Here is an 11,526-nt window from a genome sequence, read left to right as displayed (position 1 = left end):
AATGCCCTATCTATTTACGTCAGAGTCTGTCTCTGAAGGACATCCTGATAAAGTTGCGGATCAAATTTCCGATGCATTGATCGATCATTTTCTGGCCTATGATCCCTCCAGCAAGGTCGCCTGCGAGACCCTGGTTACAACCGGTCAGGTGGTGTTGGCGGGTGAGGTGAAAACGACTACCTACCTCGATGTTCAGAAAATTGCCCGGGAAGTTATCCGGCGGATTGGTTACACCAAAAGTGAATACATGTTTGAAGCCGACTCCTGCGGTATTCTGTCCGCGATCCACGATCAGTCGGCTGATATCAATCAGGGCGTAGAACGCGCGAATCCGGAAGATCAGGGCGCGGGTGACCAGGGCATGATGTTTGGCTACGCGACCAACGAAACCGACAATTTTATGCCGTTGCCGCTCGATCTGGCCCATAAGATTCTGCAGGAAATGTCGTATATCCGGAACCACGAGAACGATATTCTGACCTACCTCCGCCCGGATGCCAAGTCACAGGTAACCATTGAATACAGCGACGACGATAAGCCGGTTCGCATTGATACCATTGTGGTTTCTACGCAGCACGACGATTTCGGTACGGACGCCGTAATGCTCGAACGGATTCGTGAAGATGTCATCAACATTGTCATCCCGCGCGTAAAAGCAAAGCTGAAACCCGAATTGCAGTCCCTATTTACCGGCGATATTACGTATTACATCAACCCGACGGGCAAATTCGTCATCGGCGGACCGCACGGCGATACGGGTTTAACGGGTCGCAAAATTATTGTTGATACTTACGGTGGGAAGGGTGCACACGGCGGTGGTGCTTTCTCGGGCAAAGATCCCTCAAAAGTAGACCGTTCGGCGGCCTATGCCACGCGGCACATTGCCAAAAACCTCGTGGCTGCCGGTCTTTGCGACCAGGTGCTTGTGCAGGTTTCCTACGCCATCGGTGTTGCCAAACCGTGCGGTTTGTACGTAAATACCTACAATTCGGCTAAAGTAGACTTAACCGACGGTGAGATTGCGGCCAAAATTGAAGAATTGTTCGACATGCGTCCGTACGCCATCGAGCAACGTCTGAAACTCCGCAACCCGATTTACTCCGAAACCGCAGCCTATGGCCATATGGGCCGTCAGAACCAGGTGGTGAAAAAAGTGTTTGGCACCAACGGGAGTACAAAAGAAGTAGAGGTTGAGTTGTTTACGTGGGAAAAACTCGACTACGTTGATCAGGTAAAAGAAGCGTTTGGTTTATAACGGTCTGCGGATTAAAGTCCGTGGGTATAAAACAAAAAAACCGTCTTTTCGAGACGGTTTTTTTGTTGGAATCGGGTTGACTAAAAATCGATGTCCTCATTGACAACGTCGGCTTCCACCAACTCCTTCGATTCCTTAATCTGCTGGGCAGAAATATTGCGCTGTTTATCTTTATGACGCTTCAACTTGTTTTTCAGGGTGTCAACCACCATATCCGTCGCTTCTTCAAACGTGGTGCCTTGCTGGCGGACAAAGATGGAATCACCCGGTAAGAACAGTTTAACCTCGAAAATCTTCTGTTTAATTTTACTGGTATCGCTTCCCTCCAACCTCAAATAAACTTCGCCACTCACAATCCGGTCGTTGAAGGTGTCTAATTTGTTAAGCTTCTTCTGAATGAAGTCCAGCAAACTTTGGTCTGCGGAAAAATGGACGCAATGAACTTGAATTCTCATACGTGTCACATGGTTTAAAGTTAAACAAAGAACCCACGGACTACCTAAGTTTCAAAAATCAATTGACAGAAGCAAGAGCCTGCCCGAAATATCCAACTTAGGGGATTGTCCAATTTTATGCGAATGTTACCTCACAATTCAAAACCGTCATTTATCGTACCAATTGGTATTCGCACGGTTGTGAAAGTTCTTCTTATTATCTAATTCCAGAATCTGATAAATCCGGAAATTTACGGTTTTGGGTCTGCTTTTAACCGGTTTTCAGGTGTTTACGACTTCACCGCCGTTGACGTGCATCACTTGCCCCGTCGTGTAGGAAGCGTCTTCGGAAGCCAGGAAAACAAAGGCCGGCGCCACCTCGGCGGGTTGCCCGACGCGCCCCAGGGGCGTATCTTTTCCGAATTCGGCCACTTCTTTTTCGGTTTTGGTGGACACGATCAGGGGTGTCCAGATCGGACCGGGCGCCACCGCGTTAACCCGAATGCTGCGTTCCACCAGATGCTGCGATAAGGAGCGCGTGAAGGCCGTGACCGCTCCTTTCGTGGAGGCATAATCGATCAGCGCCTTGCTGCCCCGGTACGATACCACGGAAGTTGTGTTAATGATGCAGTCGTAGGCCCCCATGTGCGGCAAAGCCTGCTTGACCAGCCGAAACATGGCCAGAATGTTGAGCTCGAACGTTTCGGTCAACTGCTGATCCGTGATGTCCGTAAACTCCTTTTGTTCAACGTGGTTGGCCGCGTTGTTGACCAGAATATTGAGGTGATGGTACTCGCCGATTACCTGATCAACTGCTTGTCTGATAAACGAGGCATTTCGCAGATCTCCGGCAAGGAGCAGGCAGCGCCGTCCTTCGGCTTCGACCAGCGCTTTGGTTTTCTCGGCATCGTCCTGTTCGCGGGGAAGGTACACGATTGCCAGGTCGGCGCCTTCCCGCGCAAAATGCACCGCGACGGCCCGGCCAATGCCGCTGTCTCCACCCGTAATCAGGGCAATTTTGTCCTGTAACCTGCCGCTTCCTTTGTAGTCGTCCCGGATGTAGATCGGTTGCGGATGCATCAGCTTCTCCAGCCCCGGCTGCTCGTCCTGGTGCTGGGGCGGTGTGTCCAATTCTAAGTTCATCGTCATGTACGGTTTTCAGGCGTTAATAATCGTTCCGCCGTTGGGGTGGAGGGTCTGACCGGTCACGTAGGTAGAATCGTCAGACGCCAGATACACGTAGGCCGGAGCTACCTCGCTGGGCTGGCCGGGACGCTTCATCGGTACGTCTTTGCCAAACTGGGCCACTTGTTTTGCATCCACCGAAGCCGGATTCAGGGGCGTCCAGATCGGACCGGGTGCTACCCCATTGACCCGGATTTTCTTTTCGGCCAGGTTGGACGACAAAGCCCGCGTGAAACTCATGATGGCTCCTTTGGTCGCCGAATATTCCGGCAGATCGGCCCGGCCCTGATAAGCGGTTACCGACGTGGTGTTGATGATGCTGTCGCCTTCGTGCAGGTGTTTCACAGCCGCCCGCGTAACCCGGAAAAACGAATAAATATTGATTTCAAACGTGTTCACCAGATCATCGTCGGTCATGTCTTCAAACCGCTCGTGCGCCAGTTGCAGACCGGCGTTGTTCACCAGAATGTTCAGTTTGCCAAACCGCCGGACGGTATCTTCCACCAGTTGCTCGCAATACGCCGGATTGCGCAGGTCGCCCGGCAGAAGCAGGCACTGCCGGCCTTCGTCCTGCACGAGTTCCCGCGTTCGCTGCGCATCACCTTCCTCGCGTTGGGTATACGCAATGGCAACATCGGCGCCTTCCCGCGCGAAATGCACCGCGACGGCCCGGCCAATGCCACTGTCTCCACCCGTAATCAGGGCCACTTTGCCCTTCAATTTCCCCGAACCAACATACGTATACCGAATTACTTTCGGCTGCGGGTCCAGTTCGCTTTCCAAACCCGGCTGCACGTCCTGGTGCTGGGGCGGAATCTTCGTTTCCATACCGTTCAGTTGTGTGTTGAGTAAACCAGAAAGTTGCTTTTAGACCAGGGAGAGGAGATGAAGGAGGCAAGACAAAACAAGGATTTCGTTACATCGCTACCCCCAGCCCTTCACCTTTCCTGTCTCTGTTTAAACAACCCAATCGCTGCGGTTTCGGCCGAATTCTATTATTTAATGGGCCAATAAAAAACCGCACGCTGGCCAGCGTGCGGTTTTCCAGAAAGAGAAGCAGCTAAAATCAGGCGGTTTTTTGGGGTACGTCCGCCGTCAGCGCTGCCCAGATTTTGTCATACACCTCAACGGCCTGCAACGGTTTTTGGGACGAAAATTCTTTGCGCGACGCCACAAAAACCGGGTGGTAAGCCGTTGGCGTGCCGACGCGCCCGTGCGATCCTTTGATCAGCGTAGCGTCCAGCGGAATGACGTTCATCAAATACCGGAAGCCCAGTTTCTTGCGAATCAGTTTGTAACCGGCTTTCAATTTGATCATCGGATTGGCCGGGTCCATAAACATTTCGACCGGATCGTACCCCGGTTTGCGGTGAATATCCACCAGCCGGGCGTAATCCGGCGCTTTCGCATCGTCGGTCCAGTAATAGTACGTAAACCAGCTTTCAGCGTCGGCCATCACAACCAGCTCACCGGAACGTTCATGGTCAATGTGGTACTGCCGTTTGCCCGCTTCGTCCAGAATCCGGTCAATGCCGGCGGTTTTTTCCAGAATCGCCCGAACCTGGGCGGCACAGGACGGGTCGTTGATGTAAATATGGGCCACCTGATGGTCGGCGACGGCAAAAGCCCGCGACGCGCCCGCGTCGAGCAGTTCCAGCCCCTGTTCCACCCGAACATTGATCAGCCCGGCTTCCCGGAACAGGCGGTTCAGGTGAATGGGCTTGCTGACGTTCGTAATCCCGTATTCCGACAGAATGATAATTTCGGCGTTTTGCCGTTCGTAGTGCTGGATCAGATCCCGAAGCACGTCGTCAATTTCGTTCAGTTCTTTCGAGATCCGGCCCAGATCCGGGCCGAATTTTTGCAGGCAATAATCCAGATGCGGCAGATAAATCAGCGTCAGCGTCGGGTTATGCCAGCGGTCCACGAGCAGCGACGCGTCGGCAATCCAGCGGGTCGATTTGATGTTGGCGTTGGGGCCCCAGAAACTGAACAGCGGAAAGGTGCCCAGCGCATCCTGAAGCCGGTCGCGCAGATCGGACGGGTGGCTGTAGCAGTCGGGCGCTTTCACACCGTCGGCGTGGTACTGGGGGCGCGGTGTTACCGAAAAATCGGCCGAGGAATACATATTGTACCACCAGAACATCTTGGAAACCGTAAAGGACGGATCGAGTTGCCGGGCGCGTTCCCAGATTTTCTCGCCACCCACCAGTTTGTTCGACTGCTTCCAGAATTTAACCTCGCAATCGACCCGGTCGTACCAGCCGTTTCCGACGATTCCGGTTTCGGTGGGCCATTTACCCGTCACATACGTGGATTGAACCGCCGTGGTGACGGCAGGCAGCATCGGTTCGATGGACGAAAGTTGCTTATCCGACACCCACTGTTTCAGGAAGGGCGTATGCTCACCAATCAGCGAGGACGATAAACCCACCACATCGATTACTACGGTTTTTTTCATAACAGAGTGTAATGAAGAACAAAACCTGCAAGGTCCCTGCGATCGCTCCGGCGGCCCGCCTTGCGGTTTATAATGGTTGTTGAAGAGCGATTGATCAATAGCGACTAATAAATGTAGAAGTTTAAAGGCGCACGCAGCCACTTCGACATTCAATACTCGTTATTCATTATTCGCTATTTTGTCTAATACCCAGCCTAATTCCCGCCCGATTGAATCATTCAACCGCATTTTCAAGTCTTCGGGTAACACTTCCCAGGTGTAGGTTTCCACTTCCAGCTGCTCCGTAAATGGTTTTTCACGCTGCAAACGGAGGACTTCGAGAATATCGTCCTGCGTCGATTGCAGCAAACCGTAGTCGTTGACGAACAGCGGTACGTGAAAATGCGACCGCCATTCGACGTGCGTTTTGTTAAAAGCCAGCAGAGCTTCCGGTAAATCCGGAAACCGCAGCAACTCGCCGGTTTCATTTCGGGCCACGACCTGATGCAGGTACGTCGGTTCGTTGAACTGCCTGAATTGATCGAGAACCGCTTCCCGGCTGTTTCGTTCCACCGGAAATGTGGCTTTCAAAGCCGCGCTGATCTGAATTTTTCCGACGTTCAGGTCGTTATCCTGCAATTTTTTCAGGACCTCTTCCGGGCGTTCGTAACCGACGGCAAAATGGCAAATGTCGTAACACAGCTGGACGTGTTCGCGCAGAGCAGCTTCGCATTCACCCGCCGAAAAGCCAAACTCATCGTTCAGCCGTTCGATGCCGATCGGCAGCAAATACAGGTTGAACCATTCGATGAATTCGTCGGCGGTTTCCAACAATCCGTCGGGTTCGGGTTCGAGGTCGAGGTGGAGGCTGATGCCTTCCTGCTGCTTGATCCGCACCAGTTCTTCCACCACCGTCAACAGGCGTTGGGTCGTCGCTTCAAAAGCCAGATCGCGCTGGTCCGGATTCCCCCACTGAAACCAGTAGCGGTAGGAGAGGGGCGAGGTCGAAATACCGGCTTCGGTGATGCCGCCCGACGTGCGAATGGGCAACAGGGCCGTCAGCAAACGGAAAAGCCGGATGGTGTAATCGACCCGTTCGGGCGTGCGCCAGTCGGGGGCGTGAACCTGATCCTTGACGCGGGTCCGGTGGAAACCGCCGTACGGAAAACCGTTCATCGTGAAGACGTAGCTGTCGTTGTCGGTCAGCCACTGTTGAAACTCCCGCAGGCGTCCGGGTTGCGCCAGTTCCTGACTGGCAATGTTCGACAACCGCAACCCAATGCCGAAAGGTGCATCGGGCGAGAGCTTTTGTTTCAGCGCCGGAATGGCCTGTTGCAGCGCAATAAAGTGTTCGGCCCAGTGCTCACCGGCATGAATGTTGGTGCAATAACCTAAATGTCCGAGCGGAGTCTTCATGCGGGCTGGATTTCGGTTTCCTTTAAAATACTGATCGCTTCGCGAATGCGGTTTTGGTCCATGGTGTGAACCTCAACGCCCGTTCCGATGGCGGTCAGCAGCATAATGGTCAGTTGCCCGCCCAGGTGTTCCCGGAATTCATTCAATCCTTTCAGTATGTCGTCGCCTTCCAGCGCCGGGTGGAACAACGAAAAACCGAGTGCCCGTTCCAGGTTCAGAATGCGGTTGGCGTCGGCTTCGCTGAGCCAGCCGATGCGCTGCGAATACAGGCTGTCGAGGGCAATGCCGATGGCGACGGCTTCACCGTGACGAATCTCAAAATCAGTGAGTTGTTCGAGTTTGTGGGCGCTCCAGTGGCCAAAGTCCAGGGGCCGCGACGACCCCATTTCGAACGGGTCCCCACCGGCGATGTGGTTCAGGTGCAATTCGGCGCAGCGGTGAACCAGGTAGTGCATGGCCTCCAGATCGCGGGCGGCCAGTTTTTGGGCGTTGGCTTCGAGCCACTCAAAGAAAGGCCGGTCTTTGATCAGGGCGACTTTGATGGCTTCGGAAATGCCCGCCCGCCAGTCGCGGTCGTCGAGGGTTGTCAAAAACTGAAGGTCGTTAAAAACCGCAACCGGTGGCGCAAACGAGCCCAGAAAGTTCTTCTTGCCGTGGTAATTGACCCCGTTTTTGACGCCGATGCCCGAGTCGTTCTGGGATAAAACCGTCGTCGGAATCCGGATGTGCCGGATGCCCCGGTGTGAAATGGCGGCTACGTAGCCCACCAGATCGAGCACCGAACCGCCCCCGATGGCAACCACGTACGAATGCCGGTCGATGCCGTAGCGATCCACGGCGTCGATCAGCTGATCGACCAGCGCCGGATCATTTTTGGCTCCTTCACCACCGGGAATGACGATTAAATCCGGGATAAGGTCGACAAGCGTGGTCGTGGAGAAATACGACTTTATCTTGGTGAGTAAATCGGAATGACTGGCCGTAACGCCTTCATCCACAATAAATAAAAGTTTTTTGCGAAAGCCTTCTGAATGGTGCTTTTTCAGGAAATCAAGTAGGGCAGAGTTCGTTGGTTCAAACAGCCGGTCGGAAAAATAGACCTCGTACGTAAACCGGACGCTGAACGATTGGTGAAGGGTATTCATTCCTCGCAATGATGTTGATAAACTGTAAAGGTACTTAAAAAACAAACCCGACGGTTCGTCTTTAAGAACACGCAATGAAACGGAACCGTTCGGTTAGGTGACCGCAAAAACGTTGGCCAGTAGCCGCGACAACGGCAGTAGACAAATCACCAGCATCGCCAGCGGAAACGACGCGAAAGCGGCCACCCAGGCGGCATTCATCACGATCAGGGACAAAACGCCGGCTTTGACGGCCATGCCGATGTTGCGGCCCGTCGGCTCACGGATGGCCTGCCAGAGGGGCGGAAAAATAAAGTAGCCGAACAGGATGAGAAAAGGAATGGCGGTTCCCAGTTGGTTTTGTTGCTGGGCAATGGCGCCAATGCAGCCGATAACCAGGCCGTAGAGCAAACCGGCTATTCGCAGAATACCGGCATTGCCACCGTGCACCTCGCCCCGGCTAATCATCGTAATGGCCGCAATGTAGACAATCGGAATGACGCCCAGCGACGCCCAAACCGGCACCTGATCGGGTAGAATGCTGATGCCCAGCACCAGATTGAGTCCCCGGCACAAGCCCATGTTCAACGGCCCGACGATGGCGTTGTGCTTCCCGAATTTGTCATACACCACCGAGGCAATGGCAATGGCGATGGCCAGCCACCCCGCCGTTGGATTCACCAGCCAGGCGGCTCCAATGCCAACCGCAAACAGGAAAAGGGCCAGGGACGTTGCGGCTCCCAAACTCACCTGTCCGCTCGGAATGGGCCGCTCCGGCCGTTCAACGGCATCCAGTTCGGCATCGAAAACATCATTGAACACGACTCCGCCCCCGTACAGCCCTACCGTCGACAGGCACAACCAGCCCACCGGTGCCGGATCGGCATCCAAAATCAGGTAATAGCCGGCAATGGCCATCCCGGCCATCACATCGGCAACGGCAGTGATCAGGTTGGCCGGGCGGGTTAAACGAAGAAGCGGAAGAAACATGATTGAGAATGATGAAGGATAAACGATGAACGATGAATTGTCGGCGTCGGCTTAGTTCATCGTTCATTATTCATAACTCATCATTTATTTTATGATCGTTGAGGATTTGTCCACGCGCGGGGCCTGACCTCCGCGGAGCACGGAACTGCCGTTGTAGCGCTGGCTCTGGTCGATGTCGATGGGTTGGTCGAGGTCCTCGATGGCGAGCTGGCCGCTCTGGGCAAAAGCCGTAACGGCGTTCTGGAAGGTTACCAGGCGGATGGTTTCGTCGGAAATACCGCGTTCTTTCATCAGGGCTGCGGTTTTGGGCAGCGCCAGCGGATCACTGATGCCCCAGTCGGCGGCCGAGTTGATCATGATGCGCTCCGGACCGTATTGCCTGACCACTTCCACCATGCGCTCGTTGCCCATTTTGGTAAACGGGTAAATCGTAAAACCGGCCCAGAAGCCGCGATCCAGGACTTCCTTGACGGTTTCTTCGTTGTTGTGGTCGACAATCACCAGGCCGGGGTCCAGCCCGTGCTCCAAAGCGATGTCCATGCTGCGGCTGGTGCCTTGTTTTTTATCGCGGTGGGGCGTATGAATCTGAACGGGCAGATTGGCTTCTTTCGCCAGTTCGAGCTGCGCCCGGTAGTATTTTTCTTCCAGCGGAGTCTGGTCGTCGAAACCGATTTCGCCCACGCCGACAACGCCTTCCTTATAGATGAACAACGGCAGAATTTCCATCACCTGCTCGGCCAGGGCTTCGTTATTGGCTTCCTTGGAATTCAGGCCAATGGTGCAATAGTGCCGGATGCCGAACTGCGACGCCCGAAACCGCTCCCAACCCACCAGACTGGCAAAATAATCGCGGAACGAGTCAACGCCCGTCCGCGGCTGCCCCAGCCAGAAAGCCGGTTCGATCAGCGCAACGATGCCCGCGTCGGCCATCGCCTGGTAATCATCGGTGGTGCGGGATGTCATGTGCACGTGCATGTCGAAGAACTTCATGCCCCGTATGGTCTCTAAAAAACTCATGATTTTAATCGGCGTATGGAAAAAGCAAAGGTAGTTGGCCCGCAACCGAGTTGCAAGCAACACGATAACCGATGGCCGGGCGAATTGATGAAAAAACGATTAAGTTTTATCAAAACCGCAGCCTGAATCGTTAGTTAAATAGATGGTGCCCCGGGCATCGGCTGATCAAGTTACGTTACACCATTTGCGAAGGAACTATGAAAAGTAAATTTCAGATTCTGCTTTGGTTGGGGATATGCGGAGGAATGGGAAGTGGAATCAGCTCCTGCCGCCCCGACCCCATCAGCGACCTGACACCGGAAGACAGTCAGGTGTTTATTACGAACCGCGACCGTTCGATCAATTTCGCCAGTTATAAAACGTTCAGTTTGCCGGATTCGGTGCTTGAAATTTCCAACGATCAGGCGCAGCTTTCGATGACCGGGCTGGAACCGCCCTTTCTGAGCCGTCTGGCGCAGGAACTGACCAGCCGGGGTTTTCAGCGCGTTGAGCGGAGGGACAGCACGGACTTGGGCGTGGCCGTTATGCGGATCAACAACAGTTACGTGGGTGTAAATTCGATGCCGTTTTCGTCCTATTACCTGGATTACTGGGGATACGGCGGTTTAGGCGGCTGGGGCGGTTACAGTCCCTATTACCCAAACTATTATTCGCTGTACGAAGTCAGTGAATCGTACTGGATGATTCAGTTAATCGATTTGAAAAGCCCGAATACAACCGACCAGGAGCTGAACGTTATCTGGCAGGCCCAGATTCGGGGCAGCGGTATTTTTGATGCCGCTTCCATCGATTCCATGCTGACCCGGGTGTTCGAGCAATCGGCCTATTTGCGGGTTAATCAATGAAACTTTTGAACAACGATGCAAGACGAGAGAAGAAAGCTTCATTTCCCAAGGCTCGCTTTTCCGGTCTTTAGCCGCCGAAAATCATGAACAGAAAACTCATTTTCAGTTTGATAGGAATGCTCTGGTCCATCGGGGTCATGGCGCAGCTTTCCACCGACCCGGACGATTCGAAGCGCAGCTTTTCGACGAACCTCTATACCGATTACGTGTCGGGCCGGGTAACGGTTTTTTACGGAGCCGCCCTGCCCATTGGCAGTCAGTCGAATTATATTGACAAAACCGGTAGCCGCAATTTTGCGGTAGCAATCGAAGCGATGTTTCCGGGGCGGTTTTCGGTCGGCGGGCGCATTGGACAGCAGTATTTCAGCCAGCGCCTGCCGCGTCAGGTTTATTCGTTTGACGATGGTTCCGACATTTCCGCCGTTCAGACCCGCACGCTGACCATCGTGCCGCTGATGGCCATCGGATCGGTTTATCTGAACGACATCCAGGCCACCTTTCGGCCCTACCTTCAAATCGGTGCCGGGGGTGCTTACGTCGATTATACGAAGTATTACGGCACCTTGAGCGATCAGAAAACCGGCATCCGGGGGGCGCTGGCTCCGGCCATTGGAGCAAAGTTTCAGTTTGGCAAAGGCAACAACTTCGGGGGGGAAGTGCAGGCGCAGTATCAGAATGTATTTTTTAAATACAACGAGCTGAACAACAGCACCAACCTTTTGCTGTCCGCCGGTTTGTCGTATCGGTGGCTCTAACCGCATCCACAAACGGTAGCCCGTGTTTTTGGCCACTTCGAGCGATTTAGGCCCCACTCACCCGG

Annotated in this window: 11 protein-coding genes; 3 read left to right on the top strand and 8 right to left on the bottom strand. The window is 53.9% G+C overall.

All coding sequences use genetic code 11. From position 1 onward, the window contains the following. Position 1: 1 nt before the first annotated feature. A complete protein-coding gene (gene metK, locus ACYVHX_RS01200) occupies positions 2 to 1,255 on the top strand; it encodes a methionine adenosyltransferase (RefSeq protein WP_460669766.1) in 1,254 nt (417 codons plus the stop codon). Between the two features lie 80 nt (positions 1,256 to 1,335). Here the strand turns inward: metK and ACYVHX_RS01195 are convergent, their stop codons facing one another. The 8 genes from ACYVHX_RS01195 to ACYVHX_RS01160 form a co-directional block, all read right to left on the bottom strand. Continuing rightward, positions 1,336 to 1,710: an HPF/RaiA family ribosome-associated protein gene (locus tag ACYVHX_RS01195; RefSeq protein ID WP_460669765.1), complete on the bottom strand. Its 375-nt coding sequence runs from the start codon at positions 1,708 to 1,710 to the stop codon at positions 1,336 to 1,338. Between the two features lie 261 nt (positions 1,711 to 1,971). Further along, on the bottom strand, positions 1,972 to 2,832 hold the full coding sequence (locus tag ACYVHX_RS01190; protein WP_460669764.1) for an SDR family oxidoreductase: 861 nt from the start codon (positions 2,830 to 2,832) through the stop codon (positions 1,972 to 1,974). Positions 2,833 to 2,847: 15 nt separating this feature from the next. After that, complete coding sequence (locus ACYVHX_RS01185; RefSeq protein ID WP_460669763.1) at positions 2,848 to 3,702, bottom strand: SDR family oxidoreductase; 855 nt, start codon at positions 3,700 to 3,702, stop codon at positions 2,848 to 2,850. Positions 3,703 to 3,940: 238 nt separating this feature from the next. Further along, entirely contained in the window at positions 3,941 to 5,335 is a 1,395-nt protein-coding gene (locus tag ACYVHX_RS01180) for an alkaline phosphatase family protein (RefSeq protein WP_460669762.1), read from the bottom strand. A gap of 159 nt (positions 5,336 to 5,494) precedes the next feature. Then, positions 5,495 to 6,730, bottom strand: a complete 1,236-nt coding sequence (eboE, locus tag ACYVHX_RS01175; RefSeq protein WP_460669761.1) for a metabolite traffic protein EboE — start codon at positions 6,728 to 6,730, stop codon at positions 5,495 to 5,497. Further along, positions 6,727 to 7,875, bottom strand: a complete 1,149-nt coding sequence (locus ACYVHX_RS01170) for a 3-dehydroquinate synthase (protein WP_460669760.1) — start codon at positions 7,873 to 7,875, stop codon at positions 6,727 to 6,729. The genes eboE and ACYVHX_RS01170 overlap by 4 nt, the downstream gene beginning before the upstream one ends. 93 nt (positions 7,876 to 7,968) lie before the next feature. Further along, complete coding sequence (eboC, locus tag ACYVHX_RS01165) at positions 7,969 to 8,844, bottom strand: UbiA-like protein EboC (protein ID WP_460669759.1); 876 nt, start codon at positions 8,842 to 8,844, stop codon at positions 7,969 to 7,971. An 84-nt stretch (positions 8,845 to 8,928) separates the two neighbouring features. After that, positions 8,929 to 9,861 (bottom strand): TatD family hydrolase, encoded by a 933-nt coding sequence (locus ACYVHX_RS01160; protein WP_460669758.1) that lies wholly within the window; start codon positions 9,859 to 9,861, stop codon positions 8,929 to 8,931. A 197-nt stretch (positions 9,862 to 10,058) separates the two neighbouring features. Here ACYVHX_RS01160 and ACYVHX_RS01155 point away from each other — a divergent pair, with 197 nt between their 5' ends. Together ACYVHX_RS01155 and ACYVHX_RS01150 are read left to right on the top strand one after the other, a co-directional pair. After that, the gene (locus tag ACYVHX_RS01155; protein ID WP_460669757.1) at positions 10,059 to 10,706 is read left to right on the top strand and encodes a DUF4136 domain-containing protein; all 648 of its coding nucleotides are present in this window, start codon (positions 10,059 to 10,061) and stop codon (positions 10,704 to 10,706) included. Positions 10,707 to 10,789: 83 nt separating this feature from the next. Continuing rightward, positions 10,790 to 11,461, top strand: a complete 672-nt coding sequence (locus tag ACYVHX_RS01150; RefSeq protein ID WP_460669756.1) for a hypothetical protein — start codon at positions 10,790 to 10,792, stop codon at positions 11,459 to 11,461. Positions 11,462 to 11,526 lie beyond the last annotated feature (65 nt).

The sequence above is a fragment of the Larkinella ripae genome (genome assembly GCF_054780775.1).
Note: the sequence above shows the minus strand (reverse complement) of the source record. Positions and strands in the feature narration are given on the sequence as shown.

Coding starts and splice junctions, on each gene's coding strand:
- metK (WP_460669766.1), top strand. CDS start 2: ATGCCCTATCTATTTACGTCAGAGTCTGTCTCTGAAGGACATCCTGAT.
- ACYVHX_RS01195 (WP_460669765.1), bottom strand. CDS start 1,710: ATGAGAATTCAAGTTCATTGCGTCCATTTTTCCGCAGACCAAAGTTTG.
- ACYVHX_RS01190 (WP_460669764.1), bottom strand. CDS start 2,832: ATGAACTTAGAATTGGACACACCGCCCCAGCACCAGGACGAGCAGCCG.
- ACYVHX_RS01185 (WP_460669763.1), bottom strand. CDS start 3,702: ATGGAAACGAAGATTCCGCCCCAGCACCAGGACGTGCAGCCGGGTTTG.
- ACYVHX_RS01180 (WP_460669762.1), bottom strand. CDS start 5,335: ATGAAAAAAACCGTAGTAATCGATGTGGTGGGTTTATCGTCCTCGCTG.
- eboE (WP_460669761.1), bottom strand. CDS start 6,730: ATGAAGACTCCGCTCGGACATTTAGGTTATTGCACCAACATTCATGCC.
- ACYVHX_RS01170 (WP_460669760.1), bottom strand. CDS start 7,875: ATGAATACCCTTCACCAATCGTTCAGCGTCCGGTTTACGTACGAGGTC.
- eboC (WP_460669759.1), bottom strand. CDS start 8,844: ATGTTTCTTCCGCTTCTTCGTTTAACCCGCCCGGCCAACCTGATCACT.
- ACYVHX_RS01160 (WP_460669758.1), bottom strand. CDS start 9,861: ATGAGTTTTTTAGAGACCATACGGGGCATGAAGTTCTTCGACATGCAC.
- ACYVHX_RS01155 (WP_460669757.1), top strand. CDS start 10,059: ATGAAAAGTAAATTTCAGATTCTGCTTTGGTTGGGGATATGCGGAGGA.
- ACYVHX_RS01150 (WP_460669756.1), top strand. CDS start 10,790: ATGAACAGAAAACTCATTTTCAGTTTGATAGGAATGCTCTGGTCCATC.